At 38.3% G+C, this 26,089-nt stretch carries 21 protein-coding genes, 1 tRNA gene and 2 pseudogenes; 17 read left to right on the top strand and 7 right to left on the bottom strand.

What is annotated here, in order from left to right:
* Positions 1-117: 117 nt before the first annotated feature.
* Positions 118-193: transfer RNA gene (locus DW015_RS02330), tRNA-Thr, on the top strand.
* 148 nt (positions 194-341) lie between these two features.
* Here DW015_RS02330 and DW015_RS02325 read toward each other — a convergent pair.
* The 3 genes from DW015_RS02325 to DW015_RS02315 all read right to left on the bottom strand — a co-directional run bounded on the left by DW015_RS02325 (position 342) and on the right by DW015_RS02315 (position 4,065).
* Positions 342-2,537, bottom strand: a complete 2,196-nt coding sequence (locus DW015_RS02325) for a stage V sporulation T C-terminal domain-containing protein (RefSeq protein ID WP_117903889.1) — start codon at positions 2,535-2,537, stop codon at positions 342-344.
* 230 nt (positions 2,538-2,767) lie between these two features.
* Positions 2,768-2,974 carry a hypothetical protein gene (locus DW015_RS02320; protein WP_041337442.1) on the bottom strand — a complete coding sequence of 69 codons (207 nt, stop codon included), beginning with the start codon at positions 2,972-2,974 and terminating at the stop codon, positions 2,768-2,770.
* Positions 2,975-3,453: 479 nt separating this feature from the next.
* Positions 3,454-4,065: a Bro-N domain-containing protein gene (locus tag DW015_RS02315; protein WP_181985448.1), complete on the bottom strand. Its 612-nt coding sequence runs from the start codon at positions 4,063-4,065 to the stop codon at positions 3,454-3,456.
* A 912-nt stretch (positions 4,066-4,977) separates the two neighbouring features.
* Here DW015_RS02315 and DW015_RS02310 point away from each other — a divergent pair.
* Entirely contained in the window at positions 4,978-6,087 is a 1,110-nt protein-coding gene (locus tag DW015_RS02310; RefSeq protein WP_117903887.1) for a site-specific integrase, read from the top strand.
* A 254-nt stretch (positions 6,088-6,341) separates the two neighbouring features.
* On the opposite strand, the gene DW015_RS13700 is transcribed toward DW015_RS02310, so the two are convergent.
* Positions 6,342-6,512 carry a hypothetical protein gene (locus DW015_RS13700; protein WP_242993199.1) on the bottom strand — a complete coding sequence of 57 codons (171 nt, stop codon included), beginning with the start codon at positions 6,510-6,512 and terminating at the stop codon, positions 6,342-6,344.
* A gap of 44 nt (positions 6,513-6,556) precedes the next feature.
* Between DW015_RS13700 and DW015_RS13695 the strand changes: the two genes are divergently transcribed.
* From DW015_RS13695 to DW015_RS02255, 11 genes and pseudogenes are all read left to right on the top strand, one after another.
* Entirely contained in the window at positions 6,557-6,949 is a 393-nt protein-coding gene (locus tag DW015_RS13695; protein ID WP_242993198.1) for a hypothetical protein, read from the top strand.
* A gap of 13 nt (positions 6,950-6,962) precedes the next feature.
* The gene (locus DW015_RS02300; RefSeq protein WP_117903883.1) at positions 6,963-7,604 is read left to right on the top strand and encodes a zinc-ribbon domain-containing protein; all 642 of its coding nucleotides are present in this window, start codon (positions 6,963-6,965) and stop codon (positions 7,602-7,604) included.
* Positions 7,605-7,606: 2 nt separating this feature from the next.
* On the top strand, positions 7,607-8,572 hold the full coding sequence (locus tag DW015_RS02295; protein ID WP_041337447.1) for a zinc ribbon domain-containing protein: 966 nt from the start codon (positions 7,607-7,609) through the stop codon (positions 8,570-8,572).
* A gap of 39 nt (positions 8,573-8,611) precedes the next feature.
* Positions 8,612-9,304, top strand: a complete 693-nt coding sequence (locus tag DW015_RS02290; protein WP_041337448.1) for a VWA domain-containing protein — start codon at positions 8,612-8,614, stop codon at positions 9,302-9,304.
* 74 nt (positions 9,305-9,378) lie between these two features.
* The gene (locus tag DW015_RS02285) at positions 9,379-10,776 is read left to right on the top strand and encodes a protein phosphatase 2C domain-containing protein (protein ID WP_117858697.1); all 1,398 of its coding nucleotides are present in this window, start codon (positions 9,379-9,381) and stop codon (positions 10,774-10,776) included.
* The gene (locus DW015_RS02280; protein WP_117897542.1) at positions 10,766-12,826 is read left to right on the top strand and encodes a hypothetical protein; all 2,061 of its coding nucleotides are present in this window, start codon (positions 10,766-10,768) and stop codon (positions 12,824-12,826) included. The genes DW015_RS02285 and DW015_RS02280 overlap by 11 nt, the downstream gene beginning before the upstream one ends.
* Positions 12,827-12,884: 58 nt before the next feature.
* Positions 12,885-13,163 carry a hypothetical protein gene (locus DW015_RS13565; protein WP_041337451.1) on the top strand — a complete coding sequence of 93 codons (279 nt, stop codon included), beginning with the start codon at positions 12,885-12,887 and terminating at the stop codon, positions 13,161-13,163.
* A 6-nt stretch (positions 13,164-13,169) separates the two neighbouring features.
* On the top strand, positions 13,170-15,899 hold the full coding sequence (locus DW015_RS02270) for a zinc ribbon domain-containing protein (protein WP_147338128.1): 2,730 nt from the start codon (positions 13,170-13,172) through the stop codon (positions 15,897-15,899).
* 39 nt (positions 15,900-15,938) lie between these two features.
* A complete protein-coding gene (locus DW015_RS02265; RefSeq protein ID WP_117864413.1) occupies positions 15,939-17,111 on the top strand; it encodes an SEL1-like repeat protein in 1,173 nt (390 codons plus the stop codon).
* Between the two features lie 13 nt (positions 17,112-17,124).
* Positions 17,125-17,586, top strand: coding sequence for a CFI-box-CTERM domain-containing protein (locus tag DW015_RS13285; protein WP_147337891.1), 462 nt, complete (start codon positions 17,125-17,127; stop codon positions 17,584-17,586).
* A 323-nt stretch (positions 17,587-17,909) separates the two neighbouring features.
* Positions 17,910-18,810, top strand: a pseudogene (locus DW015_RS02255) (IS256 family transposase).
* A gap of 396 nt (positions 18,811-19,206) precedes the next feature.
* On the opposite strand, the gene DW015_RS02250 reads toward DW015_RS02255, so the two are convergent.
* The 3 genes and pseudogenes from DW015_RS02250 to DW015_RS02240 all read right to left on the bottom strand — a co-directional run.
* Entirely contained in the window at positions 19,207-19,953 is a 747-nt protein-coding gene (locus DW015_RS02250; RefSeq protein WP_041337458.1) for a hypothetical protein, read from the bottom strand.
* On the bottom strand, positions 19,947-20,897 hold the full coding sequence (locus DW015_RS02245; protein WP_117903879.1) for a helix-turn-helix domain-containing protein: 951 nt from the start codon (positions 20,895-20,897) through the stop codon (positions 19,947-19,949). The genes DW015_RS02250 and DW015_RS02245 overlap by 7 nt, the downstream gene beginning before the upstream one ends.
* Before the next feature lie 146 nt (positions 20,898-21,043).
* Positions 21,044-21,172: pseudogene (locus DW015_RS02240) on the bottom strand (AbrB/MazE/SpoVT family DNA-binding domain-containing protein); the annotation flags it as partial.
* Positions 21,173-21,516: 344 nt separating this feature from the next.
* On the opposite strand from DW015_RS02240, the gene DW015_RS02235 reads away from it, so the two are divergent.
* The 4 genes from DW015_RS02235 (at position 21,517) to DW015_RS02220 (ending at position 26,077) form a co-directional block, all read left to right on the top strand.
* On the top strand, positions 21,517-22,539 hold the full coding sequence (locus DW015_RS02235; RefSeq protein ID WP_117903878.1) for a cellulase family glycosylhydrolase: 1,023 nt from the start codon (positions 21,517-21,519) through the stop codon (positions 22,537-22,539).
* Between the two features lie 422 nt (positions 22,540-22,961).
* Positions 22,962-23,753: a hypothetical protein gene (locus DW015_RS02230; RefSeq protein ID WP_117903876.1), complete on the top strand. Its 792-nt coding sequence runs from the start codon at positions 22,962-22,964 to the stop codon at positions 23,751-23,753.
* A 17-nt stretch (positions 23,754-23,770) separates the two neighbouring features.
* The gene (locus DW015_RS02225; protein ID WP_242993197.1) at positions 23,771-25,195 is read left to right on the top strand and encodes an ABC transporter substrate-binding protein; all 1,425 of its coding nucleotides are present in this window, start codon (positions 23,771-23,773) and stop codon (positions 25,193-25,195) included.
* A 120-nt stretch (positions 25,196-25,315) separates the two neighbouring features.
* The gene (locus DW015_RS02220) at positions 25,316-26,077 is read left to right on the top strand and encodes a helix-turn-helix domain-containing protein (protein ID WP_117903872.1); all 762 of its coding nucleotides are present in this window, start codon (positions 25,316-25,318) and stop codon (positions 26,075-26,077) included.
* The last annotated feature ends 12 nt before the right edge of the window (positions 26,078-26,089 follow it).

The following is a 26,089-nucleotide window of genomic DNA, read 5'->3' as shown; positions in this document are numbered from 1 at the left end:
TTCTTTTTTCTTAATTTTGTCCAATATCTATTGTAGCACTACAAAAGCTTTGAGAAAAAATCTTGATTTGATGTTGACAAATGTGTGGTTTTGGTGTATAATATTTAAGTCTTATATGCTGATATGGCTCAGTTGGTAGAGCAGCTCATTCGTAATGAGCAGGTCGTCGGTTCGAGTCCGACTATCAGCTCCACCGCAGCGTGGTCTGCAGTTTGCCCTCCGATCCATTTGTATGGGTCGGAGGGTTTATTATTATGTTGGCAGCGTAGGACATGGGGCAATGGCTGATATAATAGTACAAAAAAAGGACTGCTGCGGTCAGGCGGCGGTCCTTTTTGGTGTTATTCTTCGATTTGTTTCCCCAAGAACATGGCGGCGGCTTTGGCGAGCATGGACTGTTTATCTGTACAAAGCTCGGTATCATCGGTAGCCATGAATGCCACTGCACCTGTTATATCGCCGTTTGTGAGGATAGGGGCGATCGTGAGGGCGTGGGTGGTGATACCCTCGACGGCTCTAAGCGGCTCGGCTGTGGTATCGGTATAGTCAAAGGTTTTGCGGTTTTCCAAAAGCTCCTCCAGGGCAGGGGAGAGGCGGCGCTGGGAATACTCTTTTTTCGGCACGCCTGACACTGCCACGACGTGGTCCTTATCGAATACCACGGCAGGCGCTCCCCCAAGTTTTGAGATGACTTCCGCTGCCTGAGCTGCGCCCTCGGACATTTCGTTTATGGCAGAATATTTTTTGAATATCACCTCGCCGTCGGGGTTGGTGTAGATCTCGAGGGGGTCGCCGTTACTGATAACGTTGACACTAAGATTCCTGCCTCTGCTGTCCGTTACAGCAGCTGCAAGCTGTCCAGCTGACTTTCCGATCTTAGTGCCTTGATTAAAATTTTCGGCTGATCCATCTGCTCCGACTGTCACAAGCTGCTGCTCTGTAAGCGTGCCGTATTTCAGCAAACAGTCGATATCCGCTTTGAGATGAATTTCAATTCTGTTTTCAAAGACCACTATCTTGTCAATTATAAAATTCAGGTCGTTCTTGTCAAGAGCGGGCTTGTTAATGATGTCATCGAAAATCTCCAGCACGGTTCTGGCGGTGCGGTTCACTCTGACAACGGTGTTGTGCTTGTCGACTGCAAGCTGCATCTGATTTTTCAGTCCCTCGATACGCAGAGTAAGCTCGTCTATCATCTCGGTGTAGGTCTCCTCGATTATCTCCGCACGGTCGGGGTGTTTCATAACATCCCTCGCCTGCTGTCGGGTGAGCATTTTCATTTCCGCCTTTGCGTCCTCTATCTGCCCCTTTATCACGTCAACGGTGGACTGACTGCTTTTCGTTTCAAGCTGTTCTTTAGCAATGGACTCCTGCAAACGGTCAATCATCTCTGCGGAGTTGTCACGCACCTTTTTGATATAGCTTTTCAGCAGACCGTCCAGCATATCAACTCTGGTATGGTGCGAGGTACAGCCTTTTGTTCCTCGCTTGTGGTAGGTTCCGCAGGTGTAGGCAGGAGCAAGATCGTTACGGCTCATTGCGAACATGGGTGAGCCGCAGTCTCCGCAGAAAAGATAGCCCGAGTACACATTGTCGTACTTTTTCACTCCCCGATAGTGAGAGGTCGTACGCTTCTTCAGCTGCTCCTGAGCCAGAGCGAACACCTTGTAATCGACGATAGGAGTGTGATTATTTTCAAATACTATGTGGTCTGTTTCGTCCTGCTTGACCTCCCCGCCGTTTATCTTCTTACGCCTGTACTTGCCCTGACGGAGCGTGCCGATATAAAAATCGTTCTGCAATATCTCGCTGACGGTGATGATACTCCACGTCTGCTTTACCTCACGCTTGCACTCCTCGCCTTTAGCCTCCCTGCGCATTTTTTCGCACATTCTAGGCGTGGGAATATGCTTGTCCGTAAGATAGTTGGCAATTTTTTTGTATCCCCAGCCGCTGTTGTACCTGTCAAAAATATCTCGGACAACCTCCGCCGCAGGTTCGTCAACCTCGAACTGCATGGTCTTGTTGTTTATCATAACGTAGCCGTAGGGCACAGCGCATATCCACTTGCCCTCCTCCTGACGGCGTTTGATGACCGATTTGACCTTTTTGGACGTATCGGTAACAGGCATTTCATTGATAAGAAAGCGGAACTGAATTGCCGTCCAGTCGTCATAGGTAGGATAATCAATGTTATCGCCAATCGAGATAATCCTCATTCCTGCGTCACGCAGATCTTCCAATTCCACCAGTCCCTTGCTGTTTCGTCGGGAAAATCTGGAGAAGTCCTTGATGATCAGAATATCGTACTCTAATCGAAGCATTTTCTTTCGCAGCTCCTGATAGCCCTCACGCTGTTCAAACGTATATCCCGATCGGTCACGGTCCTCATAGAAATCAAGCGTGCTGTCTGGAAACTTGCGTTTCACAAAGTCGGCTATGATAGCTTTTTGGTTTTCTATCGAGGTGTTGTCTCTGTCCATTTCCTCGTCGACAGAAATTCGGCAATAGCCTGCTATGCTGTACTTTATGCTCATTGTTTCACCCTTTCAATGTTGATTATTTTTTCGGTTCGGTTTTACCTTTGCGAATACTTACAATGTTGTCAGAAATATTCGTTTTAATTTATATCAATATTGTATCATATATCTTTCAGAATTGCAATAGGCAAAGGCAATAAATATCCGAGTGAAGATTTTATGACTTTGCCGCAATTTATGTTTTTTTACGTCAGTTATGTACGGTGCGCCTGATTGCGCACCACAAATCATAGGCAGAGGTTGTGCTCTATCAATCCCTCCGTGCAGTCAAACAAGTCGTTGTCCCCCGACATAAATACGGCAACCTTGTATTTTTTATCGCTGTACTTGTCTGCAGTATTCTGCACGAATTCGCTGATACTATCGTCCTCCTGCTCCTGATTTGTCAGCCAGATCTCTACGATCCGCTTATTTTCACTGACGTTAATTTCCAATAGGCAACACTCCTTTTGATTCATTTTTGACTTTGGGATTTAAGTTATTCAATTTTGAAAAATGCGGCAATGTCCTTTGATTTTCTGTTACGACTCCTGAAATCACACCGATTTTACGTGATTTTCAGTACTTACGACCCCTGAATTCTTCAAACCTCGAATTTATGACCCCATAAAAATTATGCACAACAATTTTGCTGAAACTGCGTATTTTCGGCACTTTTGCGGTCAGCTTTGCTGTCCGCTGTGACTGCATCGGGGGCTTACGACCCCGATGCTTTAACTTGCTTTACAATATTTCGATTTGCTTTAACCTCTGCATATCGGTGATCGTGCAATACTGACAGGAGCAATTTTTACCGGACTTTCATTCTCTCATCAGAAATCACCGTTAACCGCCTCGGACGTCGCACACATTCGGCGTGTATGGGCTTTAACCAACATAGGTGGGGCAAGGATACCGCCGAGAATCGGCAGGCTCACACGGGCGAGATTTCGGCGTTTCTTGCCGTGCGCAGTTCGTTACTCACCGCAGAGCATTCAATCAAGCGACTGGTTTCGTTACTTACCTCATCACAGAATTCAGCGTCTATAATATCATCTTCTTTCATAGCCTTTTCATAAAATTTCGATATCAAATCTGCCGCCTTATCAGGATGGTCCAGACAGTAGTTCCAGAACTGATAACATTGTATTTCCATTAGCTTACGCTTAAGCTTTTCGGGATTGCCGTCGCACTCCGCAAGAACCTTCGGCGTAACATAAAATCCGTACTTCCTTATCGTCGGGAGCACCTCGTCGCATATCCAAGCACGAAACTGTCTGCCGATCGGTAACCTTGAATTGAAAATCAGCGAATACAGATCTCCCTCGCTGATATAATTCTTCACGATAGTTTTTAACGGACTTTGCGGATGCGGAACAGTAAGCTTTATTGGCTCGTCGCAATGGTCTATGATAGCTTTTCTCGGATTGTGATATCCGAGAACCTTTGCACACTCCGATGCGGGGAAGTACAGCTTTCCGTTAACTTCAACACACTCAAGCTGACCGAACTCTGTGTCCGCAAAAGGATTACCATCAATTATCATTAATTTTTTCAACTTCATAAAAATTCCTTTCCATAGCAGAAAAATGAAAATCGCAGATGCGCAATTTGATATTCCGCCTCCATTTCGTTACGCACCTACCAATACTTATCTCTACTATACATTCTTTCTTCTGCTATATTAATATTATTAGTATGTTATATTAAAGGTATGTCTATGTGACACGGAGGGTATCGCAATTTATGTAATTCTGACCGCGTTGCCAATTCGTTACATACCACATTGAATTTATTTAGACAACAAAAAAGCTCGCACATATTTCAAGTTCACGATTAGTGCAAAAGGATATAATTATCCCGTTGCTATCAAAATCGTGCCTTAAATATGTACGAGCATTAAGCTCTAAAAGTATTTGCCGATATGTTTATGTAAGTAAAAGGCACTTATTTATTAAATTGTAATTTTATGTTAAATGCTGTTGTTTCTATTTGATATTATAGCATTAGAACACTCGTTTGTCAAGGGCTGATAAAAAACTTTTTGGCACTCCAATATTTTTATTCTCGGAGAGCGCTTTGTTTTGAACTACAAGTATATCACACAATGCTACAAAATTCAGTAACCAACTTAAAGCATAAGCAATAAACCTTTAAAATGGACTTGACTTCTCCCTAAAACAGAGTTAACATACGACAAAATGTGCAGTATACGCCGAAATTATCTTATAATATACCACTATAAGAAAAAAAAATCAATCCACGGATTGACTAAAACTGACAAAATTTACTGTATGTTTTGTACAAATTCAACGAACGAAATCTCACAATCTGTATATTTAATTGCAAAATATCAAGGATTTTAGGCTGTTTTTAACTCTTTTTTCTTCTATTTCTGGTCAAAAATCTCGTCAAAACGGGTGTATACTTAAAGTACATATTTTAAGGAGGTTTCGCCATGTCAAGACGAGGAAAAAACATATTCAAACGCAAGGACGGTCGCTGGGAGGGCAGGTATATTTCAAGTTACATGGAAAACGGTAGAGCAAAGTATTCGTCTGTTTACGCTTACAGCTATGTGGAATGTTCGCAGAAACTACAGCTTGCTAAAGTTGATTTGTTGCCGAAAAACGATCCGATAACGGTATCAGAACTGTTCTCGGTATGGCTTGCAAGTCGCAAAAATAGCATTAAATCATCAACCTATGTCAGTTATCGCACTATGTATCAGAATTACATCGCTGCGCCGTTCGGAGATATGCGTGTTGGCAGAGTGACTTCATTTATAATCAATCGCTATGTGTCCGAACTGTTGGAATGCGGCGGAGATGACGGAAAAGGGCTTTCATCAAGGAGCGTGCAGGCAATTCTGATCATGATGAAATCTGTATTCGCATACGGAGAAACTGAATACAAGCTAGATGACCCTGCTAAAAATGTATCGCTGCCAAAATCGGAACATAAGGAAATTGAGGTTTTTACAAGCGTTGAAATGGCAAAAATCCGTCAAAATGCTTTGTGTGATGACTGTCAAATACTTGGCGTTCTGCTGTGTCTTTATACGGGTCTGAGAATAGGCGAGATATGCGCTTTGAAATGGCAGGATATTGACCTTGTAAATCAGGTAATTCATGTATGGAAAACGCTCCAGCGGATTAAAAATCCGAACGGAATTAGTCCTAAAACTATTGTAATAATCGATGAGCCTAAGAGTGCAAAGTCTATCCGTGATATTCCTATTCCGACTTTTATGCTGTCGCAGATTGCTAAAATCAAACGAAATGTCAATCCTGACTGCTACTTCCTGACTTGCTCTTTGAATTATACCGAACCGAGGACTTATCAGTACAGGTACAAAACTTTTCTGAAACACATTGGTGTAACGTATAAGAATTTTCATGTTCTGCGGCATACCTTTGCTACGGAGTGCATTCGGCATGGGATTGATGTAAAGACGGTCAGTGAGCTGCTGGGTCATGCAAGCGTGAAAATTACTCTTGAAAGATATGTGCATTCCAACATGGATATGAAGCGTAAACAGCTTGAAAAACTGTATGCTTATGTTTAGCTTTTCTTTTTTATTTCTGGTCAGAATTGTGGTCGGAAAGCTCCGCAAAGCCTTGATTTATCGGGGATTGCGGGGCTCTTTTTCTTATAGTGGTATATTATAAGATAGGTATAGACACTTAGATTTATTCAAGTGAAGGAGCTTTATTATGTTTTGCAAAAAATGCGGAAAGAAATTATCAGACAACACAGTTATTTGTCCCGTTTGCGGAGAACCTACGGGAATGCAGCCGACGCCTTTCCCTCAACCAAAACCTACGGGAATGATGCCGCCTTACACTCCACCACAGCCACCCATTCATCCGGATCCTGCCACTCAGGTGAGTTATTGCCGTAAATGCGGTGCTGCTTTGCCTTATGGGCAGACTCTATGCAGCAATTGCCAAGCAGGTCAACTAACCGGGCAAAACCCGAAAGTAATAACATTTATGATCTCACTCTTATTATTCTATATGAAAGGTGAGATTAGAATGGAACAGAATTTTATTAAAACCAAACTTCCGAATGCGATTTTATTCATACCATTTGGCACTAAACGAAAAAGTATTCCTATTAATCAAATTTCATCAGTCAATTCAAATTTCTCATTGAATCCAAAATCCTTTATTTACGGACTTGTTGCTTTAATTGCTGCCATTATATGCTTAGGTGGATCTCCTGCATGGGGAATTATATTGTTATTACTGGCAGCATTGTTTATTATAGATTCTTTTACAACAATGCTTGTCATAGAAAAGACATCGGGAAACGTAGAAGAAATTCCATTTTACATTATGGAAAAAACAAAATGTGAAAACATTGAAGAGATGATAAATCAGATTATTTCTCAAAGAATGTATTCAACCATGCAAAATAATTTTTAGGAAGTGACCAGCTATGTTTTGCAAAAAATGCGGAAAGAAATTATCAGACAACACAGTTATTTGTCCCGTTTGCGGAGAACCTACGGGAAAGCAGCCACGCCCTCAACCACAGCCACGCCCTCAGCCGCAGCCTGCTCCTGCCCCTCAGGTGAGTTATTGTCCTAAATGCGGTAATGCCGTTGCACCTAATGCGGAATTCTGTCTACATTGCGGATGTGTTTTAAATAACTTCAACCCTCAAGATGGAGGATTTGCAGCAATAATGAAAACTAATAGAAAACGTAATATACTTATTGCTATTATATTAATGTTGTTTATTGTTATAATTGCTTTTATTTTATTCAGGATATTTGAGAGCAACGAGAGTAAGATTCAAGGAAAATGGTTGCTTTATTCTGATGGTACCGAATTGGTAGATAAAGAAGATCAAGTGACTTGGGAATTTACCAATGGAAGGTTACTCATTTCCGGTGCTTATTCCGAGGAAGGCTACTACTCAATCGATGGTGATACTCTTGAAATATATGATGATGATTATAGAGTAAGTAAGTTACTTGGACATTCTAAAAGGTATGTAATTGAAAAACTTTCCTCCAACAAATTGATTTTGAGGAAAATAAATACAGATAGAACGTATGTTTTTAAGAGGTTATAACTATGATTTGTAAAGAATGCGGCAATAAAATAGATGATAACTCAACTTTTTGCAAATTTTGCGGATACAAAGTATCTGCGGAATCATCTTGCCAGAAAGCGTATTTAAATACCCCAACCGAAAACAGTTCTGCAATAAAGTCTAAACAAGTGAAAAAAAATATTATAATATCACTATCCTCTATTATAACTGTATTAACTGCTATAGTTTTGATAACAGTTATTATTAAAATACATAATAAACAAGAAAATATTGTCACGGATGACGATTTATCAAAAACAGAGATTGGATCTGGTGTTACTGATAATGCTATTAAAAGCAAATCAGCCAAATCAATAACAGATTCTAATACAAACGTTGAAATAGAGTCTGAAAAAACAGACTCAAATAATAAAACCTATGAATCGATTGAATTCATTGGAATCGATAATTATGACGACTGGTCAGCTGCAAATTTTTATGATACTGACGGAAACGAAGTAGAGTATATCGATAACAAATACTTTTCTGATTTCGAAGAAACAGGTTGTTCAATAACTGTTACTTTAAAATATCTTAATACTGATTATTATGTATTTGCACCCAAAGATGCTGTAGATTGGAATGCTCTTTATAAGCTTGACGGGAATTACATAACCGGTGTACCTACGGCAGCAGATGCAGTCAGCATTAATAATGAATCATATACTTTTCCAAATGAGATCAGTAATGACATTATTGAAAATACAAGAACATTTATACAATCAGACGGTTTTTTCTGTTTATTTGACTTTAAGCCTGAGACAGTTTCTTTCAATCTTTCTGCAAAAGCCATATCTTATCTAAAAAACAACGCTACTATAAACGATGACAATACAGAATATGGTGGGATAGTATTTCAAATGTACGGATGTATTATTACTGATTTGGTAATTGATGTGCCTCTCTCAGTTAATGATGTAGGTATGATTATAAAATCAAACCAGTAAATATTCTAATTATATATAACAAATTTAGGAGGACTTATTATGCCAAAATTAAACCAAAGAGATTTCAATGACGAACCGGTAAAATACGTTACGGAAAAACACGTTGCCTGTGTTTTTCTATTGGATACGTCAAGTTCAATGAACAGCAATGAAGCAATAAAACAGCTTAACGAGGGACTCAGAGTATTCAAGCAGCAGACCCTATCAAGTCTTGATACCCATGCAAAGGCTTGTATTGATGTGGCTGTTGTTACGTTCGACAGTGATGTCAAGGTAATTCAGGATTTTGCTCCGGTAGAAGAAATGGAATTACCTGAACTAAAAGCATATGGAAATACTGCTATGGGCAAAGCCCTGGAAACTGCAATGGATATGGTCACGATGCAAAAAAATAAATACAACTACGCAGGAACACCTTATTTCAGACCTTGGATCTTTTGCGTAACTGATGGTGGTCCAAATGATGATTACCGTGAGTCAGCTGAGAGATTAAAGTGGATGGAGAATAACGGAAAGGCGATTGCATACTGTGTTGGCGTGGACGGTTTTAGAGCCGATATTATGAAACAAATATTTGATCCAAATAATATATACGGATTAAAAAATTGTGATTTCACTGGGCTGTTTAAATTTGTTTCATCCAGTCTGGATGCTTTGAGAAACAGTACTGAGGAATCCGGTTCGTTAAATATTCCTGCACCTGATACAATGTTTAAGGTTCCGCTTGATTGAGCCTGCGGAAATTTTTAAAGATATGAAATAGATCGGAAGATACACTCTGCTGATAAAGGAGTAAGTTTGTAAGAATGATTGGATATTTTAAAATTTCGGCAATAGGAACAGCACATTTAGAAAATCCTGACGGTGTATGTCAGGATTATTCTGATGTGCTAAAGCTTGACAACGGATATACAATAGCTGTAATTGCCGACGGTTTAGGCAGTGCAAGTAAATCGGATATAGGTGCAAAAGTGGCTGTGAATTCATTCTTGGCTTACATAAATTTGCATATTAAAACCAAAAAAAGCGATAAGTTTTACATTGATCTTATATCACAGGCATATCAAGAAGCATATAACAACGTAATGAATACTGCCGAAGACATGAAAATAGATTTTTCGGAATATAATACAACCCTCACTGCTGCGATTTATAATGGTAAAAACTTATATTACGGTCAATGCGGTGACGGCGGTATTATCGTTTTAACGCCGAGCGGTAATTATGATTGTGCAACAGAAGTAAAAAAGGGAGAAGCATTCAATGAAACATATCCGCTCTTGGGCGGTCCCGACAATTGGTCCTTTGGAAAATATCCCGACGAGGTCTGTGCATTAACGCTTATGACAGACGGCATATTTGATATTGTGTGTCATCCTCTGCTTGCAAATGAAGCTCAAAAAATAAATATTCCATTTATCCGCCGATTTATGGACAGAAATATTCTTAGGGCAAATAACAAAACTGATTTTGAAAATCTGCAAAAAAGCATATCTAAATTTGTTTCGGGAAACGGCTTGCCTAATGTAACAGATGATAAAACTATCGTAGGATTGATAAACACTGATATTTTAGCAGATTTAAAAGACGAGGAATATTACAAGGAACCTGATTGGGATAAGTTAAACGAAAACATGAAACGCAAACTCCGTGAAGGCCGCAGACCTACTCCTATTGATATAAAAAAGCCTACAAATATAATCAAAGTAACTCCTACTGGTGAAAGCATAGTAATTAATGATGAATCCAGAAAGTTAAAGAAAAGATTACAAAATTCGTATAGAATCAACCGCCAACTAAGGAAAATCGTTTTGATACAGCTGATAGTGATATTAGTGCTTATTATTATTTGTTCTATCTGTATTGTTTTTTTAAACAAAGGTAACGTTCAGGATACATCGAAAAAGAGTATGGAATCTTCCAGTATAAGTAAGGATAGCGCTTACAACGGCAAACATACGCAGGGAAGCGCTATTGCGGATGATGATACTTCTGATCATGCAGATGATTCTACACAAAGCGATAGTATGGCGTCAAATTCTGAAAATGATAAAGCTAAAGATAAAGCTATAAAAGATGCTTTACCAAGAATGAAACAAGCTCTCCAAGAGGTGGGAACATCGACTCATTTTACTTATATTAATTCAGAAGCTGTTGATGAGCACTATAGTAATATAACGGGGGGTTCCAGCAGTGGCTTCTAATAATGATAGAAGAATTTATTACGATTTGAATAGCGGACAAAAATATGTATTATTTGAAGAAAGCATTACTTCCGGCGGCGAGGGCAGCATTTATAATATAGAAGGTATGCCCGATTTGGTTGCAAAGATCTATCATGAAAAGAATCGTACCGAAAACAGGAAAAATAAACTTCTGGCTATGCTTGAAACAGATTCAAATGACTTGTCTGAATGTGCATGGCCTCACGCCATTCTGTATCAGGATAACAATTTTTGCGGATATGTAATGCAAAAAGTGTCAGGGTTAAGCAGCTTGATAGATTTTTACGTTTATGATAACAGAAAAAAATATTTGTGGTCACAATATGTAAAAGTGGCAGAAAATATTGCTGCCGCCGTGAATAATGTTCACGACAGCGGACATATAATCGGAGATCTGAACCCAAATAATTTCATGTTAGATGTGAACACTGGTCGAGTTATGCTTGTAGATACGGATTCATATCATATCAAAAGTAAATCAGGAGAAATTTTTCCATGTACTGTAGTTACTCCGGAGTTTATTCCTCCTGAGCTTCAGGGTAAAACTTTTGATGAAAATAATGCACGGAATATGTTTAACGAAAGCACAGACAATTTTGCTCTTGCAGTTATTATTTTCAGGCTTTTAATGAACGGCGTTCATCCTTTTTCATGCGTTGTTACCACCAAAGAATCTATGAGTAATTTCCAACCTGTAAAGAACATACAAAATGGATATTGTCCTTATTTTACAAAAAGTAATATTAATGGGAAAATAGCAAAAACGCGCTATTCACCTAATATAGGTATTCTTCCGAGAGATATTCAAAAGCTATTTGAAAGAGCATTTATTGAAGGTCAACAAAGCAAGAGCGCCAGACCGAGAGCAGACGAATGGTTTTACGCACTTGATTCTTTAAGTCAGAGATTGTGCAAATGTACCGACAATCCAAAGCATGAATACTTTATAGGACTAAGCAGTTGTCCTTGGTGTAAGCTTGACATGGAAATAAGAAATAAATCAAAGCCAAATCCGGGAGATTTGAAAATTGACGACGGATGGGAGGAATTTCGCAGGAAGCAAAATAAAGAAAAAGCATCAAAAGATGAAATAAATAGGAAAAACGATTATACTTTTATTTTCCCTCCTACCTGTCCAATATGCGGAGCATTATTGGTTAATGGAAAATGTTTATCTTGCAACTCCACACCTAAAACAAACCCTCAATCAAAACCTCACTCCACACCTAAAACAAACCCTCAACCAAAAACTCACAACGAAGACAAGGAAGCGACAAGAGCATTGATAGCTACGATTCTCATAATATCATTTTTTTTAATACTTGCTTTGATTGGTATTTATTCAGATGAATCCTCCCCAAATTATGCTGAAAATGTTACTGATACATATAATTATTACGATGATACTATCGACAGCAGTTTGTATAAAACAAATTCGATTTTTACTCCGATGTCAACTATAGATAAAAATGAATTGTCAGAAAATAAACAAGAAATATCAATTGAAAATATAGAAACTAATGTTGATGAAATATCGGCTTACGCTGAGATAGACTTTGACGAGGAGGTAATTTGGGATGTTCCCGAAACTATCTCTTCGTATGAGTCGTCTACAATACCTGCACCTACCCTCAGTTTTAGTGTTAATATTTATGATATCGATATATCTTTTGATTCGGACGCAACGGTTTATGACCTTATCGCAGAAACGGATTGCGATAAAGCTTATGTAGATCCATTTTCTAAAAATGGTATTGACTTTTATGATAAAGAAAACGGTCATGCGACCGTAAGCCTTTTCTATGCAGCTCCATGTTCAGGAAATCTATTTATAAAAAAATCAAATGGTGAAGTTTTAAAAAAAATCCCGATAGATATAGCGTGGAAAGACTGTGAATTTGTTTCAAGTAACGAAGATATTATAACATTTGGTGATGAACAGTTTGAAATAAAGTCTACAGGCAAGTTAACGATTTCTTATATTTATGGTGATGATGTTGTAGCAGAAAAGGAAGTTGAAGTAATTTAATACATATTAAGGCGTTGATTATAGATGATTAATACAGGAGTGAGATAGTTTATGTATTATGAATGGTTATTTTTTTAATAAAAATGGTACCTTTATAGCATACTGTTATCCGCCGGAAGATTCCTTTTTATCATGTCAAATTCCGAAAGGAAGCGCAAAATTCGTTTATACGGCATTTGACAAACCCGAAGACGGAACGAGATCGCTTCTGACATTAAAAAATGATGAGCAATATATTATAAAAATTGATTATAAGACAAAAACGATAGAAGTATATACGGAAAAAAGGAAAAATACTCAACAAAGCCACAATTTCAAAGTAATTCATAGGAAGTGACATACAATGAATAAAAGATGCCCTAAATGTGGGAAGCTGCTAAATGAAGATGCGAGAAGCTGTAATATATGCGGATATAAATTTAAAATTAATATACCCTACGATCCCAACTACGATCCCATTGTTATGAGGAAATGCAGCAAATGCGGCACCGGATTTACCATTCACAGCTCTAACCCAGGAAAATTATGCCCCAATTGCATGGAAAATAGGTCTAAAATAAATTCTTCCCGGAAGAAAAATCGTGTTGGGAAAATAGCTGCTTGTGTTTTTTCTGTTGCAGTTCTGGGAATAGGAGCTTTTTTTGCATATAAATATCTATCCTCAAATAAACCTACTGTTCAACAAGTCCAAACCGCTTATGAAAGCTATGAAAAGGTAAACTCTACTTTGAGAGATATAATATCCGATCCTGATTATAAGAATGGATCAGAGAACGACAAAAAAGAAAAAATCGAAAATGCATTAAACTGTATGGTCGAGGAATCAATGATCAGCGACATTGACTACAGTGAAGATACTATGATTTATGAATATGTCTATAACGATGGCTCTTTGGGCGGAGTAATGCTGGAACCTTTTGACGAGAGTGTTAATGGAATAGCAAAAAACTATGCCGATATAGATCAAAACGGTCAAATCAAAGCAATCGATAATAAAGTAGCCTTTGATTCGGAAAAATATTCATACAGCAAAACTGATATGAAAGCAAAAGTAATGTATGGTCTTGGATACGATGATATGCTTGAATTGTTAAATCAGCGTTCAGATGTGTGGACAAGCGAAAAGCTTTTAACAGATATCGACACAGATTGTACTGTTGCAGATTTTGCAGAGGAATTGGCTGGATATGATTTTATTGATATTGAAGAGCATGGTACACTTTATAATGATACTCCTATTATATGTACAAAGGAAGTTGTGACTGAACAAAATATCGGAGAATATTTTGATGATATAATTAACGGTAATATTATTCAAGTGACATATGATGACGATAGCTCCGGAAATACTTATTACTGTATTATGCCGTCCTATTTTACATCTCACTATAAAAATAACGAGCTTGAAGGATCAATAGTATTTTTAGGTTCCTGTAAAGCATACATAAACGATAAGCTTGTGAATGCATTCAAAGACGCAGGAGCATTAAGTGTAATTGCAAATACAGAAACAGTATATACATATTACAATTACTATATTCAGGACGCATTTGTTTATAGCTTAATGTGCGGAGACAGCATAGACGAAGCCCTTGATTTTGCAACAGATATCTGGGGTGAAAGTGATATAGAATGGGCTGATATGTATCTAACCGATAATGAGATCAAGCCAGAAGTTGCTACTCCCAAAATTGCAATAGGAGGTCAAAATAAGCTTGTTGAAGTAAATGAAAACACATCTCAACAAACGCCGGAATTCGTTGAAGAAATATTAAGCTGGTCGGAAGAACATGAACCTATGGACAGCGGTACCGGTTGGCTTGATTCATATGAAATGTATAAAGGTTATATTGGTCATAATTATGCTGAAAAGGATGAAATGTGGTTCCAGGATCTAACCGGAGATGGGGAACCTGAACTTATTATTGGCGGATATGGACTTATGATCGGACAGGAGGAGCAAAAATGCTTCACTGTTTATGAAAAAGATAATGGAATTATTGCAACGGGAGAAGATCTCTATACCGTATGGAGTAGTAACAGAAGTGATTATGGACATGATGCGTTTACCTTTACTCCATATAAAGATTCAAACGGAAAAATAATATTGGCAGACGGACAATTTTATGCATACACAGGTACAGATCTTCCTGAAGATGCAGGCGCATATACCTTAAATGAAGTTGTTTTAGGAGAGAACGATAAAAAAGTAAGGTGTACCGAGAAGATATACTTTAATTATGACGGTGAAAATAAAAAGTATTCTTCATTTAAAGTAGGAAATGATGAAACTACATCAAGTGAAGTCATTAATGCATATAACAATTATTTTGCAGATAAAACTCCTTTAAAAGCGTCAGTTAAAACTATAAAAAAGCTGGATTATCTAAAAATGACTCAGGAAGAACGTAAAAAGGCATTGACTGAATCTTATTATGCTTTTAAATATACCGAAGATAAAAGCATTAGGCCTCCGCTTAAAGATATGATCGATAGTATTCCTAAAGACAGTTCTGATAAAAAGGACACCGATAACATAGAAAAAAATAAAAATCCCGACGATGGTAAGAACACTGATGTTAAAGATATATACAGTGCATATCTTGACAAATTATCGGAATTAAATCAACAATCTTCCGTAGAACCCGCTTACGCTTTATTTGACATAAATAGAGATGGTACAGATGAATTGATTTACATATATGATATAGCAGCAGCCTCAAGGTTTCATGTATATGAATATGACCCTGATGATGGATCGGTAGTATCTACAGGTGATAGTGATACTGGCTGGGATGATCTGTATTATTCAAAAACGCTCAATTGCCTTGTAAATTATTATTCTCATGGTTGTGATGTTAATGCAAATACACCCAGTGGAATAATAACCTTTCTTACAAAGTATTCCTTGTCTAATGGTAAATTAACGTCAGAGGAAATTTATAAAGGAGATGCACTTGAATTTTCTGAGAATGAATATTCATATTACAATTTTTACGAAATAACTATTGAGCAATGTAATGGCTGTACTATTGATGATTTAAAATCAAATGCCGAAAGAAATAAATTTTGATTGATACGGGTTGAAAAATATAAAGGAGGTCGGTAATATATGGACTTAAGGAATTGCACAAAACAAGAATTGTCTCAAATGCCTTATGAATATGTTCGTGAAGCATATTATCAGCACAACCCGAACGCTGTATGGATATTAGGAGTATTTTTTCGTCACGGAAAAAATGGTGCACCTCAAAACTATGAGAAAGCAAGACAGCTCCTTGAAATAGCTTACGAATATGAAGGTGCAGGATCGGGATTTATTTTGGGGAATATATATGAAGAAGGACTTGGAACAACTGTTGATCTAAAAAAAGCAGAAGATTATTATTGTGCATTTTCTGAAGAAACGCATGATCCAACCGGATACTCAGCCGCAGCTTTTTTATATCTGAAAAATGAAAACTTGCCGAATAGAGATGAAAAAATTCCGGAGTATCTAAAGAAAAGTGAGGCATTAGGCGGATGTCCATTATCAGATACGCTTATTGGTCAGTTATATATTGCAGGTACACCAGACTTTCCGAAGGATATTAATAAAGCTGTATTTTATCTTGAACGTTCAAAAAATTATAAAATACTTGGTGATTTATTTTCAGATGAAAAAAATATTGAGCCAAATTATAAATTAGCAAGCTATTATTATGAGCTCGGAATGTCGGATAATATGGATTGTTGTGCAAAATATGCATTTTTAAATTTATATTATGGTTCTATAAATGAATCGTGGACAAATGTCCCAAAAGGTATATCAGTAGCAAAAAAATATTTAAAAACCAATAATAATTATGAAAGTTCATTTTTTATTTTAAAAGCAATGTTTCTTTTTTTTGATAAAGCGAAAAATATTGAAGGTCTTGAATTGTGTACTGATTATTTATATATTATTGGTGAATGTAATAGTGATTCTGAAGATAAAAATCAATTATATTATTCAATTATTGATTCATTAAGTGATCTATATATAAATGAAAACCATACGGATAAATTAGATGGTCTTTTATCAAAGCTTTCTAAAATGACTGACGCTTATCCTCAGATTGCTGAAATCACATTTTATTTAGAAGGCTTATTATGTTATAAACACGGTATCTTTTGTTTAAATATAAATGAGATTTCAATGGCTTATGATTCTTTTGATTCAGCATATAAACTTGGGTTTGAAGATGCAAAAAAATTTTTGATCAGATTCAAAAGGGATATTTTCGGAAAATTAAAATTCAGATAGGGAAATGATAATTATGGATTATGTAGAAATGAATAAATGCGGTTCCTGTAAGTATTATACTTATGAGGGGGAATATAAGAAAGGCTATTGCAGTTGGTATAAATCTTATTACTATGCAGATGACTCGTGTAGCCATTGGGAAGAGGGAAACATATCAAGCACCGGAGGATGTTTTTTAACAACAGCTTGCTGCGAACATAAAGGCTTACCTGATGATTGCTACGAGCTAACAACATTAAGATCTTTAAGAGATCATTATATGAAACAGTCTGTTTTCGGAAATGGGTTAATAAAAATTTACTATGAAACAGCACCTGCAATTATAGAAAAGATCAACAAATTAGATAGAAAAGATGAGATTTACAATGAAATCTATAGTAAAATCGTTTATATCGTAGATCTTATTGAAACTAAAAAATACGACGATGCTGTATGTGAGTATGTACGTATGATGTTTTGGGCAGAAAAATTATGACTCGTAAAATTAATAAATAGTATACTAAAAGACATTTTCAATATAGTGACGTATCCATTAGGTCCTATTTCGGTTCTGAAAAAACAACTGTGTAAATGCGTATAACACCCAAAATAAAATCAATACTATATTTGCAGCCAAATAGGGCAACGCTGAGGAGCGACCCTATGCAAGCTGCGAGATAAAACGGTGGAAAGCAGCGGCAGCAATGTCGCTGCTTTTCGACCCTCTGAAAAAAAAGTCTGTAAAAAGTCAGTCAACTGTGGTAAAATAGAAATAACACAGGAGGCTGATTTTTTATGGGAAGAAGAAAAAGAGAACCAATGAGTGAAGGAAAAAAGAACATCATCGGAATGCTGCTCAAGGAGTATGATATCCGGTCAGCAAGGGATATAGAAGATGCTCTGAAGGATCTTCTTGGCGGCACTATACAGGAAATGCTTGAGGCAGAGCTGGATGAACACTTAGGGTACAGTTCATATGAACGCTCGGACAACTCCAATTACCGTAATGGAAAGAAAACAAAGAAGATACGTGGAAATTTAGGCGAAACCGAGATCGAAGTACCACAGGATCGAGACGGAACATTCGAGCCTAAGGTCGTAAAAAAGCGTCAAAAGGATATTTCAGGTATCGAACAGAAGATAATATCGCTGTACGCAAAGGGCATGACAACACGCCAGATAAGCGATACCATCGAAGATATTTACGGATTTGAGGTCAGCGATGGTATGGTATCCGATATCACAGACCGTCTCCTTCCGCAGATAGAGGACTGGCAGAAACGTCCGCTTGATGAGGTTTATCCCATTGTATTTATTGATGCTGTACATCTTTCTGTACGAGAAAACGGACAGATAAAAAGCTTGCAGCGTATGTTGTTCTTGCTGTCAGTCTTACAGGACATAAGCAGGTATTGTCCATACATATCGGTGAAAACGAGAGTGCAAAGTACTGGCTTGGCGTTCTGAACGAGCTAAAAAATCGTGGCGTAAAGGACGTCCTCGTGATATGTGCCGATGGTCTTTCGGGTATGAAAGGAGCCGTAACAGTGGATACCGCCGTCTGAACAAACAGAGAAGCGTATTTCCGAGCGATACGGCGCTGTTGAAGGCTCTGTATCTTGCAACTCATAAAATAGCGAAAAAATGGACTATGCCACTGAGAAACTGGTGCAGAGTTCTTGGTGAGCTTGAAATCATGTATCCCGACAGGCTTGGCTGAGCGAGCCGCTGAAAATCAGCCTGATTCCATTGCGCTGTGCTCCACTCCATCAGGCTGATTTTCAAAAAGAACCTTGACAAATTACAGTACCCATTGTATACTGTAAAAAATTAGAGTGGCAAATTTTATGCCACTCCCAACTAATGTTTTTATCACAGTTGATTAATTTACAGAGATTTTTTCGCAGAGCCAGCTTCGCTCACAAACGGTAAAAAATGCGTGTCTGCACTATCCGTCCGGTTTCCGTTTTACTTTATGCACAACCTATCCGTCAATCTCAAAAACGCAAGCAGAAAATATAATAAAAACGCACCAATTTCAAAACGGAGTTGAATTTTTTTGCTGTAGCATAAAAACACAACCGCTGTACTTCATAATAATTAAGAACACTGCTTATCATCCAAAGATCCTATGTAATACCTCTACTACATCATCATTTTTAAGTCCATAGCTTTTCAAGGAATTGCTGTCAAATGGGTCTTGCCCCAACAAGTCAATAAAAGTATCAATATCTAATTTAACTTTTGCGGGTAATTCAGATACGCTTTCAAGCATTAGCTCAGCTGTTATTCGTAAAATGTCCTTTTTGTGCTTCTTTATATCGCTCGAATCAACAGCTTCGCCTTTCTCTTTCATTTGTTTCAAGTCAAGATATGCCTTTGCCTTGAACAGAATAAGATATTCAGGGCGAAGAACAGACAGGCCGTTTCTTACAACTTTTCCTTCCAGCAAAGCTTTATAATACTCATCATCAAGCAGAATTGCTGACAGACTTGAAACAGAATCATCTATGTGTATTGGTGTGATCCCTGTCATTTTACGAAGTTCAAAATTATTCCTACAAAACAGTTCTATCATTTTAGGATAGGTATCATCTTCAGGTTTATCAAATCTGTAAAACTGCGGCTTTTGTACACTTGTTGTCTTATTTCGGTATCTCCCGTTCTGAATAAATTTCCAGAATCTTTCTCCAAACTCAGGCGTAAGAGCCTCGACTATCAAAACCATATCCAGATCCCTTGTTGCTCTGAAAGTTGCGTCATTGCTTTCAAATATAATATCACAGGCTGCACCGCCTATAAGCACATATTGTTCTTCGTAGTCGGCAAAATAGTTTCTGAAAGTATCTAATCCTTTTACCACACATATTCCTCCAACATCTCGTTTATAGATTTCATTACTCTTTCGTCCTGCAATTCTTCATCGGTCAATGACAGGGATGCGCTTAGTGGGTCTTGTATCGGCTTATGGTTATAGTCAATGAAATAGCCCACTTCAAGAACTGCACAGCCAATAGCTTCCCCTTTTCGAACTTGCTTCAGCTTTTTTACCCCTGTGTCAGATAACTCTTTTTTTGTCACCGCATAGGTAGTGTAAGCATTATCAGAGAGCAATGAATACTCGCACAGAGCAGTGATTCCTGCCTTTTTGTCTAAATATATATCATTCGGAAACTCGTATCTTCTAATAACAGGGTTTCTAAGAATGTGCTGAAGCTGTTCCCACAGCTGCTTTATATCAGACGGAACGGTAACAGCTCTTGCTTTGCCCTTTGTATCAAGGATATTGACATTCAGATATTCTATTTCATCAAAGCACCTGCTCGCAGACGTTTTGGATACGCCCAGCTTTGTGGCAGCTTCTGATACTGTTACCTTGTTCCACCTTTCATAGATTGCCATAAGTATTAGCTTTTGCGTCAAGTACGAAATAATATCAACAGGTGCAATATCACGTTCACCTGAATTAGACAGCAGGCAGCCTATAAACGGCAAATAAACCTGCTTGCCTTTCAGTACAAATGGGATGCCGTCCTCGACAAGTTTTTCCTTGATATAAGGGGTGGTCGATTTAAGAAATATTGCACAGTTAAGTCCTGAAATATTCTGAACTTTAGCTCTGTCCTTTCGGAGCGCAATAAGACCAACATCGCCTTTTGGTTGAATTGCAAGCCAGTCTATTCCGTTGATTTCAACATCAAATAGATCGTATCTCCCTTTGAAAGCAAGCGGCAATCGGTCGTATAGGTCATTATTCTCTTTTATTTTAACGTTTTGTCTTAACGTTTTTTTTAGGTATTCTCTCATATGCTCACCTTTTAAATCTATAACGTAATTTAAGTTACAGATTTAAAATAACACATTCTTATCAAAATGTCAAGCTGTTTATAGTTTTTGCTTTTAATTTATTTTATGTACAGCCTGTCCGCAATTCTCAGCAGACACATACAGCATTCCAGTTCGTAGTTCAACGTTGTCTGTAATGGGTCGCCCTCACGGATACGCATGGTGCGCCTTATTTCTTTAGGTATGACAACTCTGCCGAGATCGTCGATCCTGCGGACAATTCCTGTTGCTTTCATATTTATGACCTCCGTTGTTTTTTCAAAATTGCAGTAATATTATTTGCAGAGGTGGGGAATTTATGCAGGAAAAGCAAATAACGTGTTTTGAAGTCGTTGACAAGTTTTTTTTGTGCGGAGATATAGCCTACACCATGTAGTAGATCGCACGAAAAGACCCGAAACTTGAAGCTCGGGACATATAACTATTGGAGAGAAGACATATAGATATCAAAATACATTTAAAATGTCATAATAACATTACGATTTTTACACGAATATTAAAATTATGATATTATTTCCGGCCATATAGTGCTACAATATAGCTGTAAATAAAACTAGAATCAGAAAGGACGATTAAAAATATGAGAAGATTTAATGGCTATATGCACGGCATCGATATCGGAGGCTGGCTGTCACAATGCGATTACAGCAAGGAGCATCTTGATAATTTTATTACAGAGGAGGACATCAAGCGTATAAAGGGCTGGGGCTGCGACCACGTTAGAGTGCCTGTGGATTATAATATCTTTCAGGACGAAAACGGCTTTATAGAGAGCGGCTTTGACTATGTTCAGAAGTGTATCGATTGGTGCGGAAATAACGGTATCAATATGATTCTTGACCTCCATAAGACAATGGGCTTTTTCTTTGACAAGGCTCAGGCTGAAAGCGGATTCTTTGATAACGCTGAGCTTCAGCAGGAATTCTATGACCTTTGGGAAGAGTTTGCAAAGCGTTTCAGCAAATATTCTGACAGGGTCTCTTTTGAACTTCTCAATGAGGTAACTGATCCTAAGTTCAGCAAAAAGTGGAATGCTATCGTTGAAAATGCCATAAAGCTTATTAGAAAATACAGCTCTGATATAAATATTATTGTGGGCAGCTACTGGAACAACTCTATTGATTCAATGAAAGACCTTGATAAGCCTTATGACGAGCATATTGTTTATACTTTCCATTGCTATGACCCATTTCTTTTTACTCATCAGGCTGCCTATTGGGTAGATGAGATGCCGAGAGATTTCAGGATCGATTATCCTGGCAGCGTCCCAAAATACAGAACTGAGATAAAGCGTCTTGGTCTTGAATATATGCAGACATACGAGGAGGTCAAGACAGAGAAATTTACGCCTGATTATTTTATGGGAAGATTTGCTGAGGCTGTAAGGGTCGCAGAGGAAAGAAATGTTCCTATGTATTGCGGCGAATACGGTGTTATAAATCTTGCATCTGCTGAAAATACTCTTAACTGGTACAAGGATATAAGCAGTGCCTTTGAGAAATGTTCTATCGGAAGAGCGGCTTGGTCATACAAGGGTGTTGACTATGGCTTTATTGACGGACATCTTGACAGCGTTCTTGATGAACTGGTAAAGTATCTTTGATAGATAATTTCTTCATATAACTCCATTTTTGGACAAGCTCGGTCACGTTTGCCGAGCTTGTTTTTTTTATGCTTAGTTTCATAAATTGATGTTTGCTCATAAAATCCTATTTGCGATAATTATTTGATATAAATAATTGAATATTGATATAACTATTTTACAGTAGCGTATATAATATAAACATAATAATTCATAGTCACTTTCTTATAATAACTTCCGAATAAACAGACCTGCTTGAATATCAAGTGGGTCTGTTTTCATATATTTATAATCTTTCATAAATTTGATATTAAACACTTTTATGATATTTATGTTACGTTTTTGATATAAACAAAACGTTTACATAGTTATAATATATACAGAAACAACAAAATAAATTGCTTTTGGCGAAAAATTTTATTGAAAAATAGGAGGGAAAGGTTATGAAGATCAAAAAATTTGTAGCAGGTCTTTCAGCAGCGGTTCTCGCAGCAACAATGATGTCAGTTTCTGTTTCGGCAGCAAAGCTTGGCGATGTTGTTCACCCGTCAGAGGAGGACTCAAAAATGAATGACTCATATTACTCTATCGGAGCAATGGGTTTTTATATGGGTCAGGACTGGACCTGGAATCAGGGCGACTGGGTAGGCATTGATGATGCCGGCAAGATAACTGTTGAATATAAGATAAGCAAAGTTATCGCTGATAAGACAATGTCAGGAAAGGGAACTCTTGGAGATATGGGCGTTATGGTGGCAAATCTGCCTGATGGTATTTATCCTGTGGACGTTAAGATCTCTGACGCAAAGTTCGTTGCCGAGGACGGCACAACAACAGTTTTTGATTCGCTTAATTCTATCACTTCAATGGACGAGGACGCAGAGGGTGGAATAAGAATACATATCAGACCAACTGACGAGGTCAATGAGGAAACAGGCGAGGTAACAAAGAAAGCTTGCCCTGAGGTCGCAGGCTGGGAGAAGGAAGGCGCTTTCAACGGCGGCACACTTTCAATGACGCTTGATTTCGGTGTTGCAGCTGCCGAGGGCGGAGAGTCAAAAACAGATACTTCAAAGGCAGATTCAAAGTCTGATACTTCAAGCTCAAAGTCTGATACATCAAAGAAAGACGTTTCTTCATCTAAGGCAGCAGAAACAGGTGTTGTTGTTGGCGGAGCACTTGCAGTTATCGCTCTTGCAGGCACAGCAGTGATCGTTGCAAAGAGAAGAAAGTAATATTCGGAGGTATGGCTATGAATAATGCAAAAAGAGTTTTGACGTTTGCCCTTGCGGTTTGCTCGCTTTCAGCATTTGCATCTTGCGGAAGTTCAAGTGATTCATCAAGCAAGGTCGTTGACAAAAAGCTTAAGGAAGATCAGCAGCAGATAGTTCAAAGACTTGCTGATGATATGAAAGATGTGAGAGATCTCAAGAGCAACGAAATAAAGTGGTTTTCACATTGGGATATCAACCCTACTGAGGCAGAGGACAAGGAGATAGGTGCTGATCTTGCTTTGTTCAAGACAAAGTATAATGGTAAGATAAACTGGGTGCAGACCACTTGGGAAACTAAGTTTGACGATCTTGCGGCACTTGTAATGTCAAATGATTCACCTGATTTCATCGGTGCTGATGATATGGACGTTTTCCCTAAGGGCGCTATAAAGTCTATGATAGAGCCTATCGACGATTATATCGATCTTTCAAAGCCTCTTTGGACAGACATAAAGGGTGCGACAGATCAGTTTATGCTTGGCGACAAGCATTATGTGAGCGTTATCAGAACAGACCCTGCGTATGTTTTTGTATACAACAAGCAGACAATGGAAGATAACGGATATGACGATCCTGCTGAGCTTTTCAAAGAAGGCAAGTGGAACTGGGATACATTCACAGAAATGTGTCTTGATTTTACTGACGCTGAAAGCGATAAATACGCACTTGACGGCTGGTATTATGAAAAGGCTTTGCAGCAGTCTTCTGGTGTGCCGCTCATCGGTATCACAGACGGCAAGCTTGTAAACAATATTTCTGACCCTATGATAGCAAAGGCTCAGAATATGATGTATGAGCTGCAGAAGAACAATGTTGTTTATCCAAAACACGAGAATAACTGGAAACTCAGAGGCGACGCAGAGGGAAGCGGAATGGCAACAGGTCTGACGCTTTTCTATCCTATCGGACTTTGGGCACTTGAGAATGCTCCGTCAACAACTGTAAACTATGGCGATGTATCAAAGGGAGAGGTAATGTTCGTTCCTGTTCCTTGCTCGGCTGATAGTGATAAACAGTATATCCCTTCAAGAGTACACGGCTTTAGCATTGTAAAAAACGCTCAAAATCCTGAGGGCGTGGCAGCTTTCCTTGAATGCTGCCGTTATGCAGAGCTTGACGAGGCTGCACATCAGATAACCCTCGACCAGTATAAGGACGATTACGGCTGGTCTGATGAAATGCTTGAAATGAGAGATACTATATATGATCTTTCCGCACAGAACCCTGTATTTGACTTTGAACAGGGCGTATCTGCCGACCTTAACTCTATTTGCGATACTGCAATAAGAGGAACAATGAATCCGCAGGAGTCAAAGAGCTGGTCACAGGTCGTTCAGGAAAATGAAAAGGCTATAGATTATCTTATCGACGAGGCTATGACTTCAATGAAAGAGGCTAAATAATATCGAATTATCAGAAAAAAGGGCGGCAGGGTGATTTGCCGTCCTTTTTTCTATAAATATGAAGCTTTACTTGTGTCTGTAAATATGATATAATAATCTAAAAAGCAGGGGGTGAAAGCTATGGAAATAAACAGAGAATTGTCTAAGCGGCAGTTTATGCAAAAGGAAAATGACTATCATCATTCACCATATGAAACGGAACTGGAATTTTACTCTGCGGTGCGGGCGGGCGATCTTGAAACGGTCAAACGTTTGTATACGCCGCTGGATACAAACGGAAAGGGCAGGCTCAGCAAGGACGACCTTAGAAACGTCAAGTATCATCTTGTCATAACCATAGCTATGCTGTGCAGGTTTTGCATCGAGGGTGGACTTGACCCGGAAACTGCATATACCATAAGCGATATATACATTAATAAATGTGATGGGTGTCGCAATGAAGAAAGCGTTATGGCTGTACACAAAGAAGTCATCGTTTATTATACAAAGCAAATGAAAAAGGCTGCGTCACAGAACGTTTATTCAAAGCATATCCTTATGTGTTTTGACTGCATTTTCGATAATATTTACAAGGGTGTGACCGTCAACCAGATAGCTGATGAACTGAAAATAACGCCTCAGTATCTTTCAAAGCTTTTCAGAGAGGAAGTTGGCGTGAAGATCTCTGATTTTATTATGTCTAAAAGGATACAGGCGGCTGAAAATATGCTGAGATATTCTGAATATAGTCCGCTTGATATAGCCAATTATCTTTCTTTCAGTTCTCACAGCCATTTTATTGCCTGCTTTAAGAAACAGACAGGACTTACGCCGAAACAGTATAGAGATCAGTTTTTCCGTGCAAACTGGAACAAGCATAGCACAAGCAGATCGAAAATATAAGTTGATGTTAAT

Source organism: Ruminococcus sp. AF37-20 (assembly GCF_003460465.1).
GTDB classification, from domain to species: Bacteria; Bacillota; Clostridia; order Oscillospirales; family Ruminococcaceae; genus Hominimerdicola; species Hominimerdicola aceti.
The sequence above is the reverse complement of the archived record's forward strand: the minus strand, read 5'-3'. Positions and strand labels throughout refer to the sequence as shown.